The organism is Cupriavidus sp. SK-4 (assembly GCF_000611125.1).
GTDB classification, from domain to species: domain Bacteria; phylum Pseudomonadota; class Gammaproteobacteria; order Burkholderiales; family Burkholderiaceae; genus Cupriavidus; species Cupriavidus necator.
The window spans coordinates 52071-75489 of sequence record NZ_JFJW01000003.1; the positions used below are offsets into that span (position 1 = coordinate 52071).

Genomic DNA, 23419 nt, shown 5'->3' on the forward strand with positions numbered 1-23419 from the left:
GAGGTCCGCGTGATCCGAGCTTCTTGCCTGTGCCTGCCGCTGGTGTGCCTGCTGGCCGCCTGCGAAACGCCGCCGCAGATGGCACCGCGCCCTGTGCCCCCGGCCACCACCCGCATCACCGTCGATCCACAAGCCGCATCCAGGGCCGCGTCCACTGCCTGCGAGCCCGCCGTGGCGGAAGCTCTCAAGCGCCGCTACCCGCAGCCCGGCAGCGTGATGCTGATGGCCGACCGCGAGCAGTACTACCTGCGCCCCAATGCGCAGACCTCGGTCAATGGTGAAGGCGTGTTCGAGCCTGACGACAGTTCGTCGGCGATCGGCTTCCACTATGCCTGCCTGTACAACGCGCGTACGGGCAAGGTCGACGACGTGCAGATGCGGTATTGATGCTGCCGATCGGCCGCCTTGCAGAGCCTGCGCTGAAAGTGCCAGGCCGCAAATTCGATAATTGTTGCGCGAAACGAAGGTAATCGCGCTTCCCCATTTCCTTGACCTACCGGTCGACCGGCCATTAGCATAGCCACGCACTTTTACGAAGTTCGCATATAGAACTATAGTTCTAATGGCGTAACTTTGGCTGAAACTGGAGACAAGGAAACTATGAGCAAGATCGCCGGGTTCTTCACCGAACTCATGCGCCGGTACCTTCCGGATCCCTTTGTATTTGCCATCGGCCTGACCTTGCTGACGATGGCGCTGGCGGTGACGGTGCAAGGGCAGGCAGCGCCGGCCGTGATCGCCAGCTGGGGCAAGGGGTTCTGGAACCTGCTGGCATTCACCACGCAGATGGCGGTGATCCTGGCGATGGGCTATGTGCTGGCCACCGCGCCGTTCACTGACCGCATGCTCGACCGCATCGTCAGCGCGGTGCACTCGCCGCGCACCGCGGTGATCGTCGCCACGCTGGTGGGCGGCATCGGCAGCTACCTGAACTGGGGCTTCGGGCTGGTGATCGGCGGCATCATCGCCAGGAAGCTGGCGCTGAAGGTCCGTGGCGTGCATTACCCGCTCATCATCGCCGCCGCGTACAGCGGCTTCACCCTGTACGGGCTGGGCCTGTCGGCCAGCATCCCGGTGCTGATCTCCACCCCGGGCCACCCGATGGAAAAGCTGATGGGCGTGATCCCGCTGTCTGAAACCATCTTTTCCACGCCGATGCTGTTGACCAGCCTGGCGGTGATCGTCACGCTGCCGCTGCTCAATGCCTGGCTGCATCCGCGCAACCCGGCCGATGTGGTGGAGATCCGCCGCGACCAGGAACCCGCGCAGGCCGAGGCCGGTTCGGCCCACAGCATGGGCGGCGAGAACACCCTGGCGGCGCGCATGAACAACAGCCGCCTCCTGAGCCTGGCCATCGGCCTGTGCGGCATGGCCTACGCGGTCATCTACTTCACGCAGGGCGGCTCGCTCGACCTGAACCTGATCAACTTCCTGATCCTGTTCGCGGGCGTGCTGCTGCTGGGCACGCCGGTCAACTACGTGGCCAAGCTGAACGAAGGCATCAAGACCATTTCCGGCATCATCCTGCAGTATCCGTTCTATGCAGGCATCATGGCGATCATGGCCGGCTCGGGGCTGGTGGATACGATCTCGCGCGTGTTCGTGGAGATTGCCACGCCGCAGACGCTGCCGTTCTGGGGGCTGCTCAGCTCGTTCGTGATCAACTTCTTCGCGCCCTCGGGCGGTGGCCACTGGATGATCCAGGGCCCGTTCATGGTCGATGCGGCCAAGGCCATCAACAGCTCGGTCAGCCAGACCTCGATGTCGGTGATGCTCGGCAATGCCTGGAACGACCTGGTGCAGCCGTTCTGGATATTGCCGGCGCTGGCGCTGTCCAAGCTGAACCTGAAGGACGTGATGGGCTACACCGTGATCATGATGTTCTGGGTGGGCCTGATCTACATTGCCGCGCTGCTGCTGTGGGGCGCGCAGATTGCCTGACTTTGACCCGCGGCCAGCGTGCCGCTGACAGGAGGACTGCCATGCCGTACCTGATCGAAACCGTCGACAAGCCCAATCACCAGCACGTGCGCCAGGCCACCCGCGCCAGCCACCTGGATTACCTGGAAGCCAACAAGGCGCTGCTGCTGGCCTGCGGCGCCAAGCTCAACGACGATGGCTCGGACGCCGGTGGCGGCATCTATATCGTCGATGTCGACACCCGCGACGCGGCACAGCAATTCATCGACGCCGATCCGTTCACCCAGGCGGGCCTGTTTGCCGAGGTGCGCATCGTGCGCTGGCGCAAGGCCTATCTTGACGGCGTGCGCCATCTTTGACGAGGCAGCCGACGCTGCCTCCATTCCACCGTACCCCCAGACAAGGAGACCCCATGTTGTTCATGGCCGAAATGACCGTCAAGATTCCCGCATCGCTCGATCCGCAGCTGGTCGAGCAGCTCAAGGCCGACGAGAAGGCCATGTCGCAGCGCCTGCAGCGCGAAGGCAAGTGGCGCCACCTGTGGCGCGTGGTGGGCCAGTACGCCAACGTCAGCATCTTCGATGTCGGCGACAACGACGAACTGCACACGCTGCTGACCACGCTGCCGCTGTACCCGTATATGGAGATCAAGGTCACGCCGCTGGCGCAACACGGTTCGGCCATCACGCCGAACTGAGCGCTTGCCACCCAGCCCACTGATCCTGATCCATAAGCCATGCCATACGCCGACCTCGCCAACGTCCGACTGCATTACCGCCTCGATGGCGCCGAGCACCTGCCGGTGCTGGTGCTGTCCAATTCGCTGGGCACCAGCTTCAGCATGTGGGAGCCGCAGGTGGCGGCCTTCAGCCAGCACTTCCGCGTGCTGCGCTATGACACGCGCGGCCATGGCGAGTCGTCGGTGCCGGCGGGTCCGTACAGCATCGCGCAACTCGGCGGCGACGTGATCGCGCTGCTCGATCACCTTGGCATCGGCGAGGCCAGTTTCTGCGGCTTGTCGATGGGTGGCATCACTGGCATGTGGCTGGCCCTGAACCATGGCCCGCGCCTGCGCAAGCTGGTGCTGTGCAATACCGCCGCCTATATCGGCCCGCCGGAGAACTGGACCAACCGCGCCGCGGCGGTCGAGCGCGACGGCGTGGCATCGATCGCGGCCGCGGTGGTCGATAAATGGATCACCCCGCCGTACGCGGCCGCGCATCCGGGGCTGGTGGCATCGCTGCGCGGCATGCTCGGGGCCACCCCGGCCGCGGGCTATGCGGCCAACTGCCTGGCGGTGCGCGATGCCGACCTGCGCGCGCAAATCGAAAAGATCGCCACGCCGACGCTGGTCATCGCCGGCTCGGGCGACCTGCCCACGCCGCCGCGCGATGGCGTGTTCCTGGCGCAGACGATCCCGGGCGCCCACTATGTCGAGCTGGAGGCCGCACATATCTCCAACCTGGAGCAGGCCGAGGCGTTCAGCAAGGTGGTGCTGGATTTCCTGACGCGCTGAGGCTTGAGGGAGGGAGAAGATCCCCGGCCGCAGCCGTGCATGCGGCTTTCATCACCTCTATAAGTGCTTTATGATTCACCCATGACCGATGCCGCTGACGTTCGGTGCGCTTGCCCTCGCTTCCCGACTTCATAGGAATTGACAGGTCACCGGCGCGCGGGACAAGATGCGCACGGAATAGATGCGCCTTCGGGAAGACATGCCGGCAGTCATAGCCGCAACGCCCGAAAAGCCGCAAAAACATTGGGAAAACGGGGTCATGAAGCCATCCTTTCGTCAACTGGCGAGCGCGGTCACGCTCGCCGTCATGCTGTCCGGCTGTGCCTCAGCGCCGGATCAAGGGACCAGCCCGACAGTTGTCGAGCAACCGCCGTCCGACCAGGCCATGAAGGCCTTGTCCGCCGAGGTCTTTACCTTCGCCTATCCGATGGTGCTGATGGACGTGACGCGCGAACTGATGACGCTGCGCACGCCGGTCAATACCTTCAACCACAAGCGCACCTTCCCGGACGCAAGCTTCACCGACGTGGTCAGCCCCAACGCCGACACGCTGTATTCGTCGGCTTGGCTCGACCTGTCCAGGGAGCCGGTGATCCTGTCCGTGCCCGATACGCAAGGGCGCTACTACCTGATGCCACTGATGGATGCGTGGACCAATGTGTTCGCGTCGCCCGGCAAGCGCACCACCGGCACCCGCCGCGGCAACTTCGTCATTACCGGGCCTGACTGGCGCGGCACGCTGCCCAAGGGCATGCAGGAGATCCGCTCGCCCACGTCGATGGTCTGGCTGATCGGCCGCACGCAGGCCAATGGCAAGCAGGACTTCCCGGCGGTGCACCGGCTGCAGGACCAGTACCGGCTGACGCCGTTGTCGGCCTGGGGTGGCGGGCGGCGCGTGCCGGAGAAGGCTGCGCCGCGGCCCACGGCCATCGACACTGAAAGCTCGCCCGTGGAGCTGGTGGCGGCAATGGATGCACAGGCCTTCTTCACGCGCTTTGCCGCCTTGCTGCCGGCCAATCCGCCGGCGCCCGCCGATGCCGCCATGGTCGACAAGCTCCGCCGCATGGGCATCACCCCGGGGGTGCCGTTCAAGACCACGGTGATGGAACCCTCCACCGCGCGCGCGGTGCAGGAGGGCGCCACCGCGGCGCTGGCGGCGATCGTGCAGGGCGCGCGCAAGGGCAATGCCGATGCCGGCAACGGCTGGGTCATGCATCGCGACCTGGGCACCTATGGCACCAGCTACGGCCGCCGCGCGGTGACCGCCTGGGTGGGGCTGGGCGCCAACCTGCCCGAAGACGCGATCTACGCCTCCACCCGTACGGATGCCAACGGCAAGCCGCTGCAGGGCGGGGCACGCTATGTGCTGCATTTCGACAAGGACCAGTTGCCGCCGGCGCGCGCGTTCTGGTCGCTGACGCTGTACAACGACCGGCAGGCGTTCATTCCTAACCCGATCCAGCGCTACGCCGTCGGCAGCCGCGACCGCCTGCGCTACAACCGCGACGGCTCGCTCGATATCTATATCCAGCACGAGCGCCCGGCCGGTGCCAAGGCGGCGAACTGGCTGCCGGCGCCGCCCGATGGCCTGAACATGATGCTGCGCGCGTACTGGCCGGAGCAGGTGCTGCTGGACGGCAACTGGATGCCGCCGGCGGTGATGCAGGTGGACTGACGAGGCCGCGAGCACGGACAAAGGCCGCATGCCTGCCAGGGCATGCGGCCTTTGTCATTTCCTGCCAGCGCAATTGGCGCTGCGCCGTCTCAGTGCGCGTGCGTGGCGCAGGCAGTGCAGGCGCCGCTGGCGTGGGGCACTGCCGCACCGGTGGCGCCTGCAGGGTTGCTGATGCGCTTCCATGTCGTTGCGCCTCGCGCCGACAGCCGTGCGCGCAGCGCGCGGGCCGCGCTGACCATATTGGCCAGCGCTGCTTCGGTCTCTTCCCAGCCGCGCGTCTTCAGGCCGCAGTCCGGGTTGACCCACAGCCGCTGCGGCGGCACCACCTCGCAGGCGCGGTCGAGCAGCCGCTCCATGGCCTGCACCGACGGCACGCGTGGCGAGTGGATGTCGTAGACGCCCGGCCCGATCTCGTTCGGGTAGTCGAAGTCGCCGAAGCCTTCCAGCAGTTCCATCGCCGAGCGCGAGGTCTCGATGGTGATCACGTCCGCGTCCATGGCCGCGATGGCGGGCAGGATGTCGTTGAACTCGGCATAGCACATATGGGTGTGGATCTGGGTCTGGTCCTGCACGCCGCTGGCCGACAGGCGGAAGGCGGTGACGGCCCAGTCCAGGTAGGCATCCCAGTCGGCACGGCGCAGCGGCAGGCCTTCACGAAGCGCGGGCTCGTCGATCTGGATCACGCGGATGCCGGCCTGCTCCAGGTCGCACACTTCATCGCGGATGGCCAGGGCCAGCTGGCGCGCGGTGGTGGCACGCGGCTGGTCGTCGCGCACGAAGGACCACTGCAGCATGGTGATGGGGCCGGTGAGCATGCCCTTCATCGGCCGCTCGGTCAGCGATTGCGCATAGCGGGCGGTATCGACCGTCATCGGCTCGGGCCGGTACACGTCGCCGTAGATCACCGGCGGCTTGACGCAGCGCGAGCCATAGCTCTGCACCCAGCCGTTCTCGGTAAAGCCGTAGCCGCACAGCTGCTCGCCGAAGTACTCGACCATGTCGTTGCGCTCGGCTTCGCCGTGCACCAACACGTCCAGGCCTAGTGCTTCCTGCTTGCGCACGGCCACCGCGATCTCGGCACGGATGCGCTCCAGGTATTCGAGCGCGCCGATCTCGCCGCGCTTGAAGGCGGCGCGGGTCTGGCGGATGGCGGCGGTCTGCGGGAACGAGCCGATCGTGGTGGTCGGCAGCAGTGGCAGCTGCAGCGCCTGGCGCTGGCGCTCGATGCGCTCGGCAAAGGGGCTGGCGCGGTTGGCCATGCCGGCGCTCACGGCTGCCAGCCGCTGCTGCACCCGCGGGGTGACCACCCNCGCGGGTTGACCACCCGGCGCGAGGCGCGGCGCGAGGCCTGTGCGGCGTCGGATGCTGCCAGCGCTTCGGCGACGGCGGCGTCGCCTTGATTCAGCGCGCGGGCCAGCACGGACAGCTCGTCGAGTTTTTCGGTGGCGAAGGCGAGCCACGACTTCAGCTCGGCATCGAGGCGCACTTCATGCGCGAGCGACACCGGCACATGCAGCAGCGAGCACGACGGTGCCAGCCACAAGCGCTCGCCCAGCGCGGCCTGCACCGGGCGCAGTGTGTCCAGCACCCGGCGCAGGTCGGTGCGCCAGATATTGCGGCCGTCGATCACGCCCAGCGACAGCACGGCGTGCGCGGGCAGCGCGGCCTGCCACGTTGCCAGCTGTTCCGGCGCCCGCACCAGGTCGATATGGAAGCCATCGACCGGCAGGGTGGCGGCGCGCTGCGCATGGTCGGCGGCGGTGTCGAAATAGGTGGCCAGCAGCAGCTTGGGTCCGGCTTCGCGCAAGGCAGCGTAGGCGGTGTCGAAAGCGTCGAGCCAGGCCGGCTCCAGGTCCAGGCACAAGGCCGGCTCGTCGATCTGCACCCATTCGATGCCGCGCGCCTTGAGCTGGCCAAGTATGCGGCGATAGCCCTGCAGCAGTTGCGGCAGCAGCGTGAGGCGGTCGAAGCCCGCCACATGGCTCTTGGACAGCCACAGGTAGGTGACCGGCCCGATCAGCACCGGGCGGGCGCGCAGGCCAAGCGCCAGCGCCTCGTCGGCTTCCTCGAAGAACCACGCCGGGCCGCCTTCGAAGGTGGTCTCGGCGTCCAGTTCCGGGACCAGGTAGTGGTAGTTGGTGTCGAACCACTTGGTCATTTCCATCGCCGGCTGCTCGCGGTTGCCGCGCGCCAGCTCGAAGTACTGCGTCAGCGTGAGCTGTGCCGGATCGAAGCCGAAGCGGCGCGGCAGCGCGCCCAGCAGCGCGGTCAGGCTCAGCATCTGGTCGTAATAGGCAAAGTCGCCGGTGGCGACCGTGTCCAGGCCGCGGTCGGCCTGCAGTTGCCAGTGGCGGCGGCGCAGTTGCGCGGCTACGTCGCGCAGCTCGGCTTCGGTGCGGTCGCCGCGCCAGAACGCTTCTTGCGCAAATTTCAGTTCGCGGCGTTCGCCGATGCGGGGAAAGCCGAGGATATGGGTGCGTGCCATGGATGTTGCTCCGGAAGATGTCTGGCGCACAGTGTCGGTTTGCCCGTAAAATGAATCAAGCGACAAGTTTTAAACAACATATGAATCAGTTTCATATCAGGGTGGGCAGGCAAACCAGCAGAGGCACGGCATGATCGAAGTCCGCCATTTGCGCTCGCTGGTGGCGATTGCCGAGTCCGGCAAGCTGGCCACCGCGGCCGAGCGCGTGCATGTCAGCCAGTCAGCGCTGTCGCACCAGATCAAGGCGATCGAATCGCACTACGGGCTGCCGCTGTTCGACCGCACGCGCCAGGGGCTGCGCTTCACGCCGGCGGGCGAACGTCTGCTCGCGCTGGCGCGCGAGGTGCTGGCCGCGGTCAGCGCGGCCGATCGCGATATCGAACGGCTCAAGGGCGACACCCGCGGCGAGCTGCGCGTGGTGCTGGAATGCCATACCTGCTTCGACTGGCTGATGCCGGTGATGGACGAGTTCCGCCGCCGCTGGCCGGAAGTGGAGGTGGACCTGGTGGCTGGCTTCCACGCCGACCCGATCGCGCTGCTCAGCGACGGCCGCGCCGACATGGTGATCGGCTCGCAGCCGGCGGCCCGGCGCGGGCTGGAGGTGGCGCCGCTGTTCCGCTTCGAGATCCTGGCGGTCATCGCCAATGAACACCGGCTGCGCAACAAGCGCCGCATTGAAGCCGGGGACCTGGCCGGCGAAACGCTGATTACTTATCCGGTGCCAGAGCAGCGCATCGACCTGATCCGCGAGGTGCTGGAGCCCGCGGGCATCCATCTGGAGCGGCGCACGGCGGAACTGACGGTGGCGGTGCTGCAGCTGGTAGCCAGCCGCCGCGGCGTGGCGGCGCTGCCCAACTGGGGCGTGAAGAACTACGTCGACCACGATTACGTGCTGGCCAAGCGCATCGGTGCCGGAGGGTTGTGGAGCGAGCTTTACGCCACGGTGCCGGCGGCGATGGCGCGCCGGCCCTATGTGGCGGACTTTGTCTCGATCGTGCGCGATACGTGCGCGGCGCAGCTCGATGGGATCGAGCTGCTGCCGCAGGCTGCTTAGGCACGGGTCACGCGGACAGGGCCAGGGCCGGCTCACTGTTGGTGCGGTGCGTGGCGGCGCGCGGGGCCGGGTCGGCCACGGCGTCGCTGTCCGGGTCATCCACGTCGGCAAACAGTAGTTCCACGTCGAAACCATTGTCGAGGCGGCGCAGGAACAGCCACAGCAGGCCGGCATCCTCCGCCGTCAGGGTCGCATGCAGCACGGCCTGCTGCGCGGCGTCGAAGCTGAGTTGCGCCGGCGCCAGGCCGGTACGGCGCGCATTGGCCAGCACCCACTCCATGGCCCCGAACAGATCGGCGGTTTCGAGTCGCAGCGAGAGGCGCAGGGTGGGGAGGGTGGTGGCTGGCATGTGTCGTTTCCGGCAGGTCGTTCGATAAGGTAAATTTACCAGCCGTTGCGCAAAATTGGCTTCTCTATTTTCTTCGATATGACTTGTATTGGAGAAGAAACATCCACCCATGGCAGAATATATGGACGTTTCTTTTCTTGTGAGCTATTGCGATGGCACAGCTGCCCAAACTCGACGACACCGACCGGCGCATCCTGCGTGAACTGCGGCGCGATGGCCGCCTGTCCAATGCGCGGCTGGCCGAGCAAGTCGGCCTGTCGGCCACGCCCTGCTGGAACCGCGTGCGCGCGCTGGAAGAAAGCGGGGTGATCGAAGGCTACGCCGCGCTGCTGAACCAGAAGGCGCTGGGGTTGCCCGATACAGTGCTGATCGAGGTCACGCTGGAGCGGCATGACGACGACATGCTGTACCGCTTCGGCAAGGCCCTGGCGGAATTGCCTGAGGTGATGGAGGCCCACTTGCTGACGGGCGAATATGACTACCTGATCAAGGTCGCCGTGGCGGGGACCCTGGGTTATGAGGAGTTCCTGCGGCACAAACTATACAAGCTGCCTGGCCTGCGCCACAGCCGCTCGACCTTTGTGCTGCGCACGCTCAAGCGCGAGCCTTCGGTCGAGCCCTGATCACGCTGTCCTGAGCACCTCGGCGGTGGTGTTGCGCAGCGCGTGCAGGGCCTCGTTGCATTGCTGCGGCGTGGTCGGGTGTACCAGCAGCGCCCAGCGGCCATGCTGCACGGCCTCACGCACCGGCGTAATCACCAGTTGGTGGTCCGGCCGTGCGGTCATCAGCCCCGCCAGCAGCATGCCGAACACCAGGCCCAGGAAGAGGGCCGCCCCGGTGGCGAGTCCCGGACTGTCCATGACGGCCTCGACGCCCTGCCGGTGCAGGATGCCGACAATGGCCAGCCCGATCACCGCGCCCAGCGTACCCATCATCAGGTGCGAGCGCATCGCGGTGCGCGCGATGGCATCGTTCTCGGGCTCCAGCTTGCGGCCGAAGTGCGCTTCGTATGGATGCACCAGCCGCACCTGCCCGCGCCTGAGGTGGGCCTCATGGCAGACGCGTTCGGCGGCGTCGCTGGCTGCCGACTTGGTGTCGAACAGTGCTGCGATCTTGGTACTGGCTTGTTCAGCGTTCAAGGGATTACCGGTCATGGCCTGCTCCTGCTGGGGCCGAGGGCCGCCGTCAGGTGATGCGCAATGCGCTTCGGATGCCTGGAACGGCTCCGGCGATGTCCTGTATACCGAGTCTACCGATTCGCTTGAAGCGGCTGCATAAGTGGATCGCGCGTACTGCTGTAGGACTTCACCGACGGCCGTCCCGCCCCGCCGCGGCGGGGAATCCGAGCGCGAAGGCGCAATTCCGCTCATAATGTCGGCGGTGCCGGGCCGCGCCCCCGCCTTTTGACCACGAATTCCGGTATGAATGACACAGAAATTGAGCTGATCGACTCGGCGCGCCTGCCGACGCGATTCGGCGACTTTACGGCGCACGCCTTCAAGGGCGCCGATTCAGGCATCGAACACCTGGCCCTCAGCGTGGGCGATGTGACGGGCGATGGCGTCCTGATCCGCATGCATTCCGAATGCCTGACCGGCGACGTCTTCGGTTCCTGCCGGTGCGACTGCGGCCCGCAGCTCGAGCTCGCCATGGAAAAGATTGCCGCCGAAGGCCGCGGCATCCTGCTGTATCTGCGCGGGCATGAAGGCCGCGGCATTGGCCTGGCCGAGAAGATCCGCGCCTACCGCCTGCAAGACGGCGGGCTCGACACGGTCGACGCCAACCTGGCCCTGGGCCAGGCGATCGACGCGCGCAACTACGCCTTCGCCGCCGACCTGCTGCACCAGTGGGGCGTCAAGTCCGTGCGCCTGATGAGCAACAATCCGCTCAAGGCCGCCGCGCTCGAGAAGGCCGGCATCACCGTCACCGAGCAACTGCGCCACATCGTGCCGTCCAACGCCGAGAACGAGAAGTACCTGGCCACCAAGCGCACGCGCATGGGGCACCTGCTAGACTGACTGATCGCGGTTGAGCGCTGCAGGCAGCCGCCACGCTGCCTGAACCGGCCCGCTGCCAGGAATCCTGGGGCGGGCCTTTTCTTTTGCCCGGCGATCTCGGTGGAACCGTACTTACCCTTGGTTAGTTGCTGATGGAAACTATTGCTCATAGAATCTATTGGCCGCCTGATCACCCGTTCCCATGTCCAACACTGCCAGCACCACCGATTCCATCCTGGAATTCATGTCATTCCGACTGAACCGCCTTTGCGAAATGACCAAGAGTTCCGCCTCCGGCTTTTACGAGCGCGAGTTCGGCATCGGCCTGCGGGAGTTGCGTGTGCTGCGTTTTGCCGGGCTGGAGCCGGGCCTGACGCTGACGCGCCTGATCGAACTGGTGCTGCTGGAAAAAACGGTGACTTCCAAGCTGGTCACCGCGCTGGCAAAGCGGGGCCTGCTGCGCCGTGAAGTCGGCGAGGCCGACGCCAGGCAGCTGAACCTCTACCTGACCGCGGCGGGCGAAGCACTGGTCGCGCAGACGTACCAGCGCGGCGACATGCTGGAGAAGATGTTCCTCTCGGTGCTGACGGAAGCGGAAGTGCAGACGCTGGACCGCTGCATCGGCAAGCTGACCGCGGCCTTGATCGAGCACCAGCAGGGCGCGGATGCGCAGGCGGGCTAGCCCCGCGGGCGGCAATCCCTCAAACAAAACAAAGCAAGGAGACAGCATGTCGTTGAAGACCTATCCAGAATCCTCGCGCCCCTGGCGCCGCCTGGCATGCATGGCGCTGTGCGCGGCCAGCCTGCCGGCCTGGAGCCAGAGCGCCGGCAGCACCGCCGGGAGTGCGGCCGCCCCGGCAGCCGCGGCGCCGACCCTGGTCGCCGCGCTGGACAGCGATCCGAACCGCCTGGGCTGGATGCAGGGCTTCCCGCCGCCGCCGGACAAGCTGATCACGCATACGCCGGGCGCCGACAGGTTTCCGCGCAATCGCTGGCTGTTCTCGCATATCCGGGAACTGGTGCCGACCGCGTCCGTCTGGCGCGGCGCCGGCCCGGCCAGCGCGCTGCCGCGTGCGGAACGGGATATCGGCTCGGTGCCGTTCACCGATGCGGACGGCACCCGCCGCACTTTCGACGAGATGCTGGCGCTGACCTACACTGACGGCATCCTGGTGATGCACAAGGGCAAGGTCATCTATGAGCGCTATTTCGGCGCGCTCGACGGGCATACGCCCCATATCGCCATGTCGGTCACAAAGTCATTCGTCGGCACGCTGGCCGCGATGCTCGCGGCCGACGGTAAGCTCGACCCGGCGGCACCGGTGACGCGCTACCTGCCCGAACTGGCTGGCACGGCCTATGGTGACGCCACGGTGCGGCAGGTCATGGACATGACCATCGGCGTGCGCTACTCCGAGGACTATGCCAATCCCAAGGCAGAGGTGTGGGACTACGCGCGTGCGGGCGGCATGCTGGCCCGCCCGGCGGGCTACAGCGGCCCGGGGAGTTTCTATGACTTCCTGAAGACCCTGCAGAAGGAAGGCAACCACAATGCTGTGTTTGCCTACAAGACGGTCAATGCCGAGGTGCTCGCGTGGATCGTGCGCAGGGCCTCGGGGCAGTCGCTGGCCAGGCTGCTTTCGGAGCGGATCTGGCAACCGATGGGCGCGGAGCAGGATGCGTACTTCACCGTGGACAGCATCGGAACGGAGTCGGGCGGCGGCGGGCTGAACACCACGCTGCGCGACCTCGCGCGCTTTGGCGAGACCATCCGCGGCAACGGGCGCTTCAACGGCAAGCAGATCATTCCGGCCTCGGTCGTGGCGGATATCCGCGGCGGCGGCGACCGCGACCAGTTTGCCAGGTCGGCCAGCGCGCCGGTGCTGCCGGGCTGGAGCTATCGCGACATGTGGTGGGTCTCGCACGACAGCCACGGCATGTTGCAGGCCGCCGGCATCCATGGCCAGCGCATCTATATCGACCCCAAGGCCGAGCTGACCATCGTGCGATACGCGTCGCACCCCGTGGCTGGCAACGCGGCCAACAACCCGATCACGTTCCGCGCTTTCCGGGCGCTGGCGGAAACGCTGATGCGATAAGGTGATGGCCCCGGGGCGGCGTGGCAGCGTCGCCCCGGCAACACCGTCCTCTACTTTTCCGCGGCCGGTTGACCGGCCGCCGCCGCATTGCGCGGCGCCACTTCCGCCATGATCCGCTCGCCGTGGTCGCGCTGCGCGACCTTCAGGTCATAGTCCAGCTGCAGGTTCAGCCACGACTGCGCATCGCCGCCGAAATAGCGCGCCAGGCGCAGGGCGGTGTCCGGCGTGATGCCACGTTGCTCGCGGACGATGTCGTTGATGCGCGCCGCGGTTACGCGCAGCGCGAGGGCCAGGGCGTTGGCGCTCATGTTGAGCGGTACCAGGAAATCCTCACGCAGGATTTCGCCCGGGTGGATGGGACGCATGCCGTCCTTGAAGCGAACCATGTCTGTCTTCCTCAGTGATAGTCGATGATCTCAACGGCCGCGGGGCCGTCGTGGGTCCAGATGAAGCAGATTCGCCACTGTTCGTTGATGCGGATGCTGTAGCGGCCTTTGCGGTCGCCCGTCAGCAACTGCAGGCGATTGCCAGGCGGGGAGCGCAGGAACTCCAGCGTCGACGCTCTCTGCAGCAGCCGCAGCTTGCGTTCGGCCACGGCGCGGATATTGCCGAAGCGTGGTACACAGCGGCCCGCGAACAGTTCAGCGGTGTCGGAACATCTGAATGACTGGATCATATCGTATATCGGTAATCGATAAATAGCAATACAGCGAAAATCAGGCGTTGGCCTGGCGCGAACGTCCATGAAAGCCGCTCGCCTCTCGCGCCGCACCGTCACTTGTCTGATTCCGGGCGAGGTGATCGATACCAATTCTTTTCCAACCTGATAGACTGTATGGATGTACAGTGGTCGGGCAGCTTCCCGTCACCTCCTTAACGTCCTGATTCGAAAAGAGAAATCGTGTCGAGCAAGCAGCTAATCCGCATTCGCGGCGCCCGCCAGCACAACCTCAAGAATGTCGATCTCGACCTGCGCCCCGGCGAGATGACCGTGGTGACCGGGCCGTCCGGCTCGGGCAAGTCCAGCCTGGTGTTCGACACGCTCTATGCCGAAGGCCAGCGCCGCTATGTCGAGACCTTCAGCGCCTACGCCCGCCAGTTCCTGGACCGGATGGACCGGCCCCAGGTGGAGCGCGTGGACGGGGTGCCGCCCGCCATCGCCATCGACCAGACCAACCCGGTGCGCAGCTCGCGTTCGACGGTGGGCACGATGACGGAGCTGAACGACCACCTGAAGCTGCTCTACGCGCGCGCGGCGGAGCTGTTCGACAAGCAGACCGCGCTGCCGGTGCGCCATGACTCGCCCGAAACCATCTACGCCGAGCTGCTGGCGCGCACGGCCGAGGGCCAGCCGCATCACGGTGCGCGGCTCGTGGTGACCTTTCCGGTCGAGCTGCCCGAGTCCGCCACGGATGAAGAGGTCCAGCAGTGGCTGTCGGTCAGCGGCTATACGCGCGTGCAGGCGCAGCGCGTGGTGCAGTCGCCCACCGGCGCACGCAAGCTGCTCGATGTGGTGGCCGACCGCTTCCGCATCGGCAATGCCGAGAAGGTGCGCGTGGTGGAGGCGATCGAAGCTTCGCTCAAGCGCGGCGGCGGCCGCGTCAACATCTATGTGCTGGCTGACGGCGACGAAGGCCCCGTATGGCGCTTTTCCACCGGCCTGCACAGCCCGGACAGCGACCTGCGCTATGCGGACCCGCAGCCGGCGCTGTTCTCGTTCAACTCCGCCTACGGCGCGTGTGAGACCTGCCGCGGCTTCGGCCGCGTGATCGGCGTCGACCTTGGCCTGGTGATCCCCGATGCGCGCAAGACGCTGCGCGGCGGTGCGATCAAGCCGATGCAGACCCCGGCCTGGAAAGAGTGCCAGGACGACCTGATGCGCTACGCGGGCAAGGCCGGCATTCCGCGCGACACCCCCTGGGCGGAGATGACCGAGGCCGAGCGCCACTGGGTCATCCATGGCTCGCCGGACTGGACCGGCCAGTGGAACAAGCACTGGTACGGCGTGATGCGGTTCTTCAACTACCTGGAGTCGAAGGCCTACAAGATGCACATCCGCGTGCTGCTGTCGAAGTACCGCAGCTACACGCCGTGTGAAACCTGCGGCGGCGCACGCCTGAAGACCGAGTCGCTGCTGTGGCGCCTGGGCTCGAAGGACAATGCCGACGCCGTGCTGGCGCCGCCGCGCCGCTTCCTGCCGCGCGGGGTGGACTGGGACCGCACCCGGCTTGAGGCTCTGCCCGGCCTGACCGTGCATGACCTGATGCTGCTGCCGATCGAGCGCATCCGCCGTTTCTTCGACGGACTGACTTTGCCCAGCGCGATGCTGGACGATGCCCTCAAGCTGCTGCTGGCCGAGGTGCGCACGCGCCTGAAATACCTGTGCGACGTGGGTTTGGGCTACCTGACGCTGGACCGCCAGAGCCGCACGCTGTCCGGCGGCGAGGTGCAGCGCATCAACCTGACCACGGCGCTGGGCACCTCGCTGGTCAACACCTTGTTCGTGCTGGACGAGCCCAGCATCGGCCTGCACCCGCGCGACCTGAACCGCATTGTCGAGGCCATGCACCGGCTGCGCGATGCGGGCAACACGCTGGTGGTGGTGGAGCATGATCCGTCCGTGATGCTGGCTGCCGACCGACTGATCGACATGGGCCCGGGCCCCGGCGAGCGCGGCGGCAATATCATCTTCGACGGAACGCCGGCGGATATCCGCAATGCCGGCACGCTGACCGGCGAATACCTGAGCGGGCGCCGCCGCGTGGCCGATGCCTCGCACTGGCAGCGCCGGCCGGTGGATGCCAAGCTGCCGCGCATCGTGCTGGAAGGCGTCACCGAGCACAACCTGCAGGACGTCACGGTCGAGATCCCGCTGCAGCGGCTGGTGTGCGTGACCGGCGTGTCGGGTTCGGGCAAGTCCACGCTGCTGCAGGACGTGCTGCATCCGGCCATGGCGCGGCACTTCGGCAAGGCCACCGAGTCGCCGGGCGCGTTCCGCCAGCTGACCGGCGCGGACCTGGTCGACGATGTGGTCTTTGTCGACCAGTCGCCGATCGGCAAGACCGCGCGTTCCAACCCGGCCAGCTACGTGGGCGCGTTCGACGAGATCCGCAAGATCTTCGCCAAGGCCCCGATGGCGCTGCAGCGCAGCTATACCGCGGGCACCTTCAGCTTCAACTCGGGCGACGGGCGTTGCCCGACCTGCGGCGGCTCGGGCTTCGAGCATGTCGAGATGCAGTTCCTGAGCGATGTCTACCTGCGCTGCCCGGACTGCGACGGCACCCGCTATCGCCCCGAAGTGCTGGAAGTGAAGATCGAGCGCGCCGCCCCCGGCCAGCCGCCGCGCTTGCTGAGCATTGCCGACGTGCTGGAGCTGACCGTCAGCGAAGCCGCCGCCTGCTTTGCCGCCGACCCCGCGGTGCTGCGCGTGCTGCAGCCCATCGTCGATGTCGGCCTGGAATACATGAAGCTGGGCCAGCCGGTGCCGACGCTGTCGGGCGGCGAGGCGCAGCGCCTGAAACTGGCCGGCTTCCTCGCCGAGGCGGCGCAGGCCACGCCGTCGCGGACCCGGCCCAGCGCCATCCCGCGCCGGCTGTTCATGTTCGACGAGCCGACCACGGGTTTGCATTTTGACGATATCGCCAAGCTGATGCGCGCCTTCGGCAAGCTGCTGGACGGCGGCCATTCGCTGATCGTGATCGAGCACAACCTGGACGTGATCCGCGCCGCGGACTGGCTGGTCGACCCTGGCCCCGAGGGCGGCGACGCCGGCGGGCGCGTGGTCTGCACCGGCACCCCGGAAGACGTGAAACGCTGCGCCGAATCGCATACGGGCCAGGCGCTGATCCACTATGACGCGGCGCTGGGCGAAGCCGGCACGCTCGCCGCCGAGCGCGCCGAGATCGAAGGCGTGCCGCTGCAGGCCGCGCTGCAGGCACGGCGCGCGCGCCGCGAGGTGGAGGGCGAGGACGTGGTGCGCATCGTCAATGCGCATGAGCACAACCTGAAGGCGCTCAACGTCGACATTCCGCACGGCAAGTTCAACGTGGTCACCGGTGTGTCCGGATCGGGCAAGTCGACGCTGGCCTTCGACATCCTGTTCCACGAAGGCCAGCGCCGCTACCTGGAGTCGCTCAATGCCTATGCGCGTTCCATCGTGCAGCCCGCGGGCCGGCCCGAGGTGGATGCGGTCTACGGCATCCCGCCCACGGTGGCGATCGAGCAGCGCCTGTCGCGCGGCGGCCGCAAGAGCACGGTGGCGACCACCTCCGAGGTCTGGCACTTCCTGCGCCTGCTGTACGTCAAGCTGGGCATCCAGCATTGCGTGCATGACGGCGCGCCGGTGACCTCGCAGAGCCCGGAGTCCATCGCCGCCCAGCTGCTGCGCGACCATCGCGGCCAGCACGTGGGACTGCTGGCGCCGCTGGTGGTCAACCGCAAGGGCGTCTATACCGACCTGGCCAAGTGGGCCAAGGCGCGCGGCAATACGCACCTGCGTGTCGATGGCGAATTCCTGCCGGTCGACCCGTGGCCGCGGCTGGACCGCTTCCGCGAGCACACCATCGAGCTGCCGGTAGGCGACCTGGTGGTGTCGCCGGAGAACGAGGCCGAGCTGCGCGCGCTGCTGGCGCAGACGCTGGAGGCCGGCAAGGGCGTGATGCACCTGCTGGCGCCGCTGGACGGCCTGCACCACGCCATGCACAACGGCGGCACCGCGCACGTGGGCGAGGTCAAGGTGCTCTCGACCAAGCGCGCCTGCCCGGTGTGCGGCACCAGCTATCCTGAGCTGGACCCGCGCATGTTCTCGTACAACAGCAAGCACGGTTGGTGCACCACCTGCGTGGGCACCGGGCTGGCACTGACGCGCGAACAGCGCGCGGCGTTCGACGATACCGTGCTGGTGGAAGACAACCGCGGCCGCGAGCAGAGCCTGCCGTCGGAAGAGCAGGAGCCCGAAGGCGTGGTCGATACGCCGTGCCCGGACTGCCACGGCACGCGCCTGAACCTGGTCGCGCGCGCGGTGACCTTTGACGAGAACGCCATCGTCGACGTGGCGCAGTGGACCGTGTCCGATACCCGCCGCTGGGTCGACGGCCTGCATCTCACGGGGCGCGATGCCGAGATCGCCCGCGATGTCATCAGCGAGATCGGCAGCCGCCTGCAGTTCCTGGAGGAAGTGGGGCTGGGCTACCTGAGCCTGGACCGCGCCGCGCCAAGCCTGTCTGGCGGCGAGGCCCAGCGCATCCGCCTGGCCGCGCAGCTGGGCAGCAACCTGCAGGGCGTATGCTACGTGCTGGACGAACCCACCATCGGCCTGCATCCGCGCGACAACCAGATCCTGCTGGACGCGCTGCGCAAGCTCGGCGACAAGGGCAATACGCTGGTGGTGGTCGAGCATGATGAAGACACCATCCGCCGTGCCGACCACATCATCGATATCGGCCCCGGTGCGGGCAAGCGCGGCGGCACGCTGGTGGCACAGGGCGGCGTGGCCGACCTGTCGGCGGCGCCTGACTCCACCACCGGACAGTTCCTGGCGCACCCGATCATCCATCCGCTGCAGGCAAGGCGCAGGGTGAAGCCCGGCGCCGCCGGCAAGCCCGCCGATCCGCCGGAATGGCTGACCGTGCATGGCGCGTCGCTGCATAACCTGCGCAAGGTGACGGCGCGCATTCCGCTGTCGCGGCTGGTGGCAATCACCGGCGTGTCCGGTTCGGGCAAGTCCACGCTGGCGCGCGATGTGCTGATGACCAACCTGCTCGATGCGGTGGGCCGCTCGGTGCTGTCGTCGCCGGCGACCCGGCGCGCGCGCAACGCTGCGAAAGATGAGGCCGAGGCAGCGAAGTCAAGCGCCAGGAAGCCGCTCAACGTCGAGCATAACTGGCATGGCTGCGACGCCGTCACCGGCTGGGAATCGATTGACCGCGTGCTGGAAGTTGACCAGACCCCGATCGGCAAGACGCCGCGCTCATGCCCGGCCACCTATATCGGCGTGTGGGACACCATTCGCCGGCTCTTTGCCGATACGCTGGAAGCGCGCGCGCGCGGCTACACGGCGTCGCGTTTCTCGTTCAACACCGGCGACGGGCGCTGCCCGGCGTGCGAAGGGCAGGGCGTGCGCACCATCGGCATGAGCTTCCTGCCGGACGTGAAGGTGCCGTGCGATGTCTGCCACGGCCAGCGCTTCAACCCCGAGACCCTGGCGGTCACCTGGCGCGGCAAGAATATCGGCGACGTGCTGACGATGGAGATCGACGAGGCGGTGGAGTTCTTCTCGGCCATGTCGAACATCGCCCATCCGCTGCAGCTGATGAAGGACGTGGGCCTGGGCTACCTGACGCTGGGCCAGCCGTCGCCTACGCTGTCCGGCGGCGAGGCGCAGCGCATCAAGCTGGTGACTGAACTGAGCAAGGTGCGCGACGACATCACGCGCCGCGGCCAGAAGGCGCCGCATACGCTGTACGTGCTGGACGAGCCCACCGTGGGCCTGCACATGGCCGACGTGGCGCGCCTGATCCGCGTGCTGCACCGGCTCACGGACGGCGGGCACAGCGTGGTGGTGATCGAGCATGACCTCGACGTGATTGCCGAGGCTGACTGGATCATCGACCTTGGCCCCGAAGGCGGTGCGGGCGGCGGCGCCATCGTCGGCGCGTCCGATCCGGAGGCCTTGTCGCGCAATGCGGCCAGCCATACCGGTGCGGCGCTGGTGCCGGTGCTGGCGCGGGGCAATGCCGAGGCAGGCAAAGTGGGCATCGCGTAAGGGATTGGCGCAGCGAAGGGCGTACGGGCACGCCTTTCGCTTGACCAGTGGTTACTGGCGCGCACATCGCGTGCAAACGGAGGTAACCATGAAGCTTATCCGCCCCAGCCGACTCCTTGCAGCGGTAGCCCTGGCCGCTGCCGCAATCCCCGCCCTGGCGCAGGCGCCGGGCACGCCGCGCGGCACCTATGACCCGTATTCGCAAGGCGCGCGCAGCACTGACAAGTTCGACCCGTACACCCAGGGCGCCAACGCTCCCACCCGGACCGACCTGGCGCCCGCGCCAGAGGCCCAGCCTTCGACCGAGCCGGCGCAGCCTGGCGTGCCTGGCACGACCATGCAGCGCGCACCGGACCCGTACATGGGTGGCCCACGTTGGGAAAGCCCCGACCTGGGCCGCCGCATCGGCAAGCCGAACCCGTTCCTGGACGGCGCCTGAGCATAGCGCCTAGCGCTGCCGGCCATGCGAATGCAACCGGACTTACCGTCTCTTGTAAATCCTGCCCAGGCGCGTGACCCCGGCGACACGCTTGCGGTCGCCGGCGCGCGGGCAGGGCTGCACTGCGCGCGGGCGGCGGACGCGGCCGGCATCGCCAGCATGACGGTGGTCAGCTACAACATCCACCGCGCGGTGGGCACGGACCGCCGCTATCGGCCAGATCGCATCGCAGCGGTGCTGGAGGAACTGGACGCCGACATCGTCGCGCTGCAGGAAGTGGAATCCGGCAGCAGCAACGACCATACCCTGGAATACCTGGCCGGCCATACCGGCATGCACGTGGTCTCGGGTTTTACGCGCGTGCGCGGCAATGCCGATTATGGCAATGCGCTGCTGGCGCGCTTTGCGCCGCAGGCGGTGAACCAGATCGACCTGACGGTGAAGGGCTGCGAGCCGCGCGGTGCCATCGATGTCACGCTGGCGTGCACGGCGTCGGGCTGGGAGAGCGCGCTGCGCGTGATTGCCACCCACCTGGGCCTGCGCCCCGGTGAGCGCCGGCGCCAGGTGCAGCAGTTGCTCAACTACGTGGCCGCCGCGCCGCCGTTGCCGACCATCCTGCTCGGTGACGTCAATGAATGGTTCCTGTGGGGCCGGCCGTTGCGCTGGCTGCATGCGTATTTCGAGCATACGCCGCACACCGCCACCTTCCCGTCGCGCTGGCCGGTGTTTGCGCTTGATCGCATCTGGGTGTCGCCGCGCGCGCACCTGGTGTCCGTGGCCAGCCACCGTTCGCCGCTGGCGCGCATGGCCTCCGACCACCTGCCGCTGCTGGCTCGCTTTGAGGTGCCCGCAGCGCCGCAGCATGACGGTGGAAACCTCGGTACGACATAGCGGTCGCTTCGATGAGCGTCCCGACCGAATCAAGACGGGGGTTCCGGGCGCACCGGGGCCCCCGTTCGTCTTGCCGCCCTGATACGTCCTTGCCGGGCGCTAGCTAACGCGGTGCGCGGGGTGGGCGTTCCTCGCGCTCATCGGTGTGGTCGGCTTTGTCGACCGGCACTTCGGCCGGCAGGTCTTCGGCGGCATGCATCACTTCATCGGCGATCTCTTCCTCGGGGCTTTCCTCATCCTGCGCCGTGTGGGCCTCATTCTCGCGTTGCTCGATTTCTTCGTCGATATCGTCGGTTTCCTGTTCGAGATCGGGGTCGAGCGTGCTCGGGATATGGCCCGCGTCGGCGCGCGCGGCACCGGACGCGGTGTTCTCGCGCGAGCGGCGGCCGGCGGAAGCCTGCGCGCCTTCGCGCGGCGCGGGCGCGGTACCGCCCACGCGGTCACCGTGGCGTGGGCCGGTACGGTGGGTACGTACGGTCTTGCTCATCGTGCCTCCTGTTCGGTTGGCCCGGCGGATTCAGTAGTTTTCCACCGGCGATTCGCTTTCATCGGACTGGCCGCCGCGGCGCCTGACTGAAGGCGGCTCGGCGTTCTCGTCCGGGATGTCATGCTCGCGCTCGACATCGTGGCGGCGGTCGCGCCCGGGCTTGCCGCGTTCATGCTCGGTGTCGGGGCCGCCCTTGTGCGGGTCGGGACGCTCGCCGCGGCGTCGCGTGGTGTCATGGTCGGGCTGGCGATGGGTGCTCATGGCGTCTCCACGAAGGTTGGCATGGCGCTGCCGGTCAGTCGGTGCCGGCGCGCAGCTCGTCGGATACGGCGCTCACGCCGCGCACAGAACGAGCCAGTTCCATTGCCATCGTACGCTGTTTATCGTCGCGCACGGTGCCTTCCAGCTTGACCACGCCGTCAGTGGTGGATACGCGGATCCTGGCGGGGTCCAGCGTGCGCGCGTTGGCCAGGCGGGCCTGGACTTCGGCAGTGATGGCGCGGTCGCTGGCGGCTGCGGTGTCGCGCGGCGCGGCCGTGCGGCCCGTCGAAGACGGCGCCGCCGGCGCATCGGTCGGGGCGGCCGCAACGGCCTGGGAGGCGGTCATCGCCAGCACCGCCAGAGGCAGCGCCAGGCGGGCGATGCGGGAGCGTGATGTCATGACGATCCTCCTGTACTTGGCAGCGGGCAGGGCGATTCCTGCTCCGCATCTGCGTTTGACCTGCAAGCTCCGTTCCCGGCGCCGGCGCCGCCGGTGCCTGGCTGGGTCCTGTGCGGCTTGCGGCGCTGCTGGAGCGGCGCACACGGCGTAGTTTTTACAGCCGCGGCAGAAACTGCATGTGCCGCCTCCCGGCAGCCCGTGCGCGTGCCGGCAGGCGGCCGCGGCATGTCCGGCGCGATGCTTGCGCGCTGTCGTGTGATTGCGTGCCGTCGTGTCTATAGTGGAGGAAATGCTGGCAAAAAACTGGCGAGCGGCAAGTGCCGGCGAGCACCGCCCGCAACGCCGGCCCCATGCCGCGGCGGCACCCTGTGCGCCGCGTGCCGCCGGGCCCGACAGCGCAGCCGGGGGGAGCGGCTCATCCGTTGCGAGGTAGTCATGAACCTAGCCAGCATCCTGTCCACCGTCGTCCTGGCCTCGTCCGTCTCGGTGTCTTCGGCGCCGGTGGAGCGCCAGCTGCTTGCGATGACGCCCACGGACTTCGCCCAGCGCTTCAATACCGTGGCCCAGGACACCGGCTCCGGCCTGGCCTTGCCCAGTTTCAAGGTCAAGCCGGGCTGGCACCGTGCCGCGCCCAGCTCGGGGGTATCGGTGCTGGTGCGCGCCAGCCGCTCGGGCTACGCCATCGATGAGGTGGTGGTGGTGTGCCGCGAGGTCGAGCGCTGCTTCCTGACCATCTGCACGGCCGCGCTTGCGATTGACGACAGCGTCAACCCGCTGCTGCTGCAGCGCTTTATCGTGGCGCGCATCGCGACCGAGCTGGGTGAGGTGGGCCTGGTGATGTCGGGCCTGGCGTATATCGTCGTCACGCCCAAGGAGGACGATTACGTGGCCGTCGTGATCCGGCCCTACCTGCCGCAGGAACGCGGCGCTTCGCCCGGCCAGGCAAGGCGCGAACCGCAGGACGGCGCGCAGCCGCCGCAGCACGGCCAGGCGGTGCCGCATGGCACGCCGCGCCATCACCACGGCCCGCTGACGCCGATCGTGTTGCACACGGCGGCGCAGAAGTCCTGAGGCCGCGGCCGA

The 23419-nt window shown here is 67.4% G+C and carries 22 protein-coding genes and 1 pseudogene; 15 read left to right on the plus strand and 8 right to left on the minus strand.

The window, feature by feature from the left end:
• The first annotated feature begins 9 nt into the window (after positions 1–9).
• The 6 genes from CF68_RS00610 to CF68_RS00635 all read left to right on the plus strand — a co-directional run bounded on the left by CF68_RS00610 (position 10) and on the right by CF68_RS00635 (position 5111).
• Entirely contained in the window at positions 10–387 is a 378-nt protein-coding gene (locus CF68_RS00610; protein ID WP_035815245.1) for a hypothetical protein, read from the plus strand.
• Positions 388–600: 213 nt separating this feature from the next.
• The gene (locus CF68_RS00615; protein WP_035815247.1) at positions 601–1941 is read left to right on the plus strand and encodes a short-chain fatty acid transporter; all 1341 of its coding nucleotides are present in this window, start codon (positions 601–603) and stop codon (positions 1939–1941) included.
• 41 nt (positions 1942–1982) lie between these two features.
• Complete coding sequence (locus tag CF68_RS00620) at positions 1983–2279, plus strand: YciI family protein (RefSeq protein WP_035815249.1); 297 nt, start codon at positions 1983–1985, stop codon at positions 2277–2279.
• A gap of 53 nt (positions 2280–2332) precedes the next feature.
• Positions 2333–2617 (plus strand): muconolactone Delta-isomerase, encoded by a 285-nt coding sequence (gene catC / locus CF68_RS00625; RefSeq protein WP_035815251.1) that lies wholly within the window; start codon positions 2333–2335, stop codon positions 2615–2617.
• A 39-nt stretch (positions 2618–2656) separates the two neighbouring features.
• Entirely contained in the window at positions 2657–3436 is a 780-nt protein-coding gene (gene pcaD / locus CF68_RS00630) for a 3-oxoadipate enol-lactonase (RefSeq protein WP_035815253.1), read from the plus strand.
• 259 nt (positions 3437–3695) lie between these two features.
• Entirely contained in the window at positions 3696–5111 is a 1416-nt protein-coding gene (locus tag CF68_RS00635; RefSeq protein ID WP_035815257.1) for a DUF1254 domain-containing protein, read from the plus strand.
• An 89-nt stretch (positions 5112–5200) separates the two neighbouring features.
• On the opposite strand, the pseudogene metE reads toward CF68_RS00635, so the two are convergent.
• Positions 5201–7596, minus strand: a pseudogene (metE, locus tag CF68_RS00640) (5-methyltetrahydropteroyltriglutamate--homocysteine S-methyltransferase).
• Positions 7597–7726: 130 nt separating this feature from the next.
• Here metE and CF68_RS00645 point away from each other — a divergent pair.
• Positions 7727–8650, plus strand: coding sequence for a LysR family transcriptional regulator (locus CF68_RS00645; protein WP_035815260.1), 924 nt, complete (start codon positions 7727–7729; stop codon positions 8648–8650).
• 7 nt (positions 8651–8657) lie between these two features.
• Here CF68_RS00645 and CF68_RS00650 read toward each other — a convergent pair whose 3' ends face one another.
• Positions 8658–8999, minus strand: coding sequence for a hypothetical protein (locus CF68_RS00650; protein ID WP_035815263.1), 342 nt, complete (start codon positions 8997–8999; stop codon positions 8658–8660).
• A gap of 152 nt (positions 9000–9151) precedes the next feature.
• Here CF68_RS00650 and CF68_RS00655 point away from each other — a divergent pair, with 152 nt between their 5' ends.
• The gene (locus CF68_RS00655; protein WP_035815266.1) at positions 9152–9622 is read left to right on the plus strand and encodes an Lrp/AsnC family transcriptional regulator; all 471 of its coding nucleotides are present in this window, start codon (positions 9152–9154) and stop codon (positions 9620–9622) included.
• Here the strand turns inward: CF68_RS00655 and CF68_RS00660 are convergent, their stop codons facing one another.
• On the minus strand, positions 9623–10153 hold the full coding sequence (locus tag CF68_RS00660) for a hypothetical protein (protein WP_035815268.1): 531 nt from the start codon (positions 10151–10153) through the stop codon (positions 9623–9625).
• Positions 10154–10420: 267 nt separating this feature from the next.
• Between CF68_RS00660 and ribA the strand changes: the two genes are divergently transcribed.
• The 3 genes from ribA to CF68_RS00675 all read left to right on the plus strand — a co-directional run bounded on the left by ribA (position 10421) and on the right by CF68_RS00675 (position 13095).
• Entirely contained in the window at positions 10421–11017 is a 597-nt protein-coding gene (gene ribA / locus CF68_RS00665) for a GTP cyclohydrolase II (RefSeq protein ID WP_010814562.1), read from the plus strand.
• A gap of 181 nt (positions 11018–11198) precedes the next feature.
• Positions 11199–11678: a MarR family winged helix-turn-helix transcriptional regulator gene (locus tag CF68_RS00670; RefSeq protein ID WP_035815270.1), complete on the plus strand. Its 480-nt coding sequence runs from the start codon at positions 11199–11201 to the stop codon at positions 11676–11678.
• Positions 11679–11724: 46 nt separating this feature from the next.
• A complete protein-coding gene (locus CF68_RS00675) occupies positions 11725–13095 on the plus strand; it encodes a serine hydrolase (protein ID WP_035815273.1) in 1371 nt (456 codons plus the stop codon).
• A 50-nt stretch (positions 13096–13145) separates the two neighbouring features.
• Here the strand turns inward: CF68_RS00675 and CF68_RS00680 are convergent, their stop codons facing one another.
• Together CF68_RS00680 and CF68_RS00685 are read right to left on the minus strand one after the other, a co-directional pair.
• Positions 13146–13481, minus strand: a complete 336-nt coding sequence (locus CF68_RS00680; protein ID WP_035815276.1) for a HigA family addiction module antitoxin — start codon at positions 13479–13481, stop codon at positions 13146–13148.
• An 11-nt stretch (positions 13482–13492) separates the two neighbouring features.
• Positions 13493–13771: a type II toxin-antitoxin system RelE/ParE family toxin gene (locus CF68_RS00685; RefSeq protein WP_035815279.1), complete on the minus strand. Its 279-nt coding sequence runs from the start codon at positions 13769–13771 to the stop codon at positions 13493–13495.
• Positions 13772–13996: 225 nt separating this feature from the next.
• On the opposite strand from CF68_RS00685, the gene uvrA reads away from it, so the two are divergent.
• The 3 genes from uvrA (at position 13997) to CF68_RS00700 (ending at position 21188) form a co-directional block, all read left to right on the plus strand.
• Positions 13997–19858 carry an excinuclease ABC subunit UvrA gene (uvrA, locus tag CF68_RS00690; RefSeq protein WP_035815283.1) on the plus strand — a complete coding sequence of 1954 codons (5862 nt, stop codon included), beginning with the start codon at positions 13997–13999 and terminating at the stop codon, positions 19856–19858.
• Positions 19859–19946: 88 nt separating this feature from the next.
• Positions 19947–20297: a hypothetical protein gene (locus tag CF68_RS00695; RefSeq protein ID WP_035815285.1), complete on the plus strand. Its 351-nt coding sequence runs from the start codon at positions 19947–19949 to the stop codon at positions 20295–20297.
• Between the two features lie 24 nt (positions 20298–20321).
• A complete protein-coding gene (locus tag CF68_RS00700; protein WP_035815288.1) occupies positions 20322–21188 on the plus strand; it encodes an endonuclease/exonuclease/phosphatase family protein in 867 nt (288 codons plus the stop codon).
• 103 nt (positions 21189–21291) lie between these two features.
• Here CF68_RS00700 and CF68_RS00705 read toward each other — a convergent pair whose 3' ends face one another.
• Genes CF68_RS00705 through CF68_RS00715 form a run of 3 tightly spaced genes read right to left on the minus strand, consistent with a single transcriptional unit; the run spans position 21292 to position 22336 of the window.
• A complete protein-coding gene (locus CF68_RS00705; RefSeq protein ID WP_035815291.1) occupies positions 21292–21675 on the minus strand; it encodes a hypothetical protein in 384 nt (127 codons plus the stop codon).
• Between the two features lie 30 nt (positions 21676–21705).
• Positions 21706–21936 carry a hypothetical protein gene (locus CF68_RS00710; protein WP_035815293.1) on the minus strand — a complete coding sequence of 77 codons (231 nt, stop codon included), beginning with the start codon at positions 21934–21936 and terminating at the stop codon, positions 21706–21708.
• Positions 21937–21970: 34 nt separating this feature from the next.
• Positions 21971–22336, minus strand: a complete 366-nt coding sequence (locus tag CF68_RS00715; protein WP_035815295.1) for a BON domain-containing protein — start codon at positions 22334–22336, stop codon at positions 21971–21973.
• Between the two features lie 435 nt (positions 22337–22771).
• Between CF68_RS00715 and CF68_RS00720 the strand changes: the two genes are divergently transcribed.
• On the plus strand, positions 22772–23407 hold the full coding sequence (locus CF68_RS00720; RefSeq protein WP_035815297.1) for a hypothetical protein: 636 nt from the start codon (positions 22772–22774) through the stop codon (positions 23405–23407).
• The last annotated feature ends 12 nt before the right edge of the window (positions 23408–23419 follow it).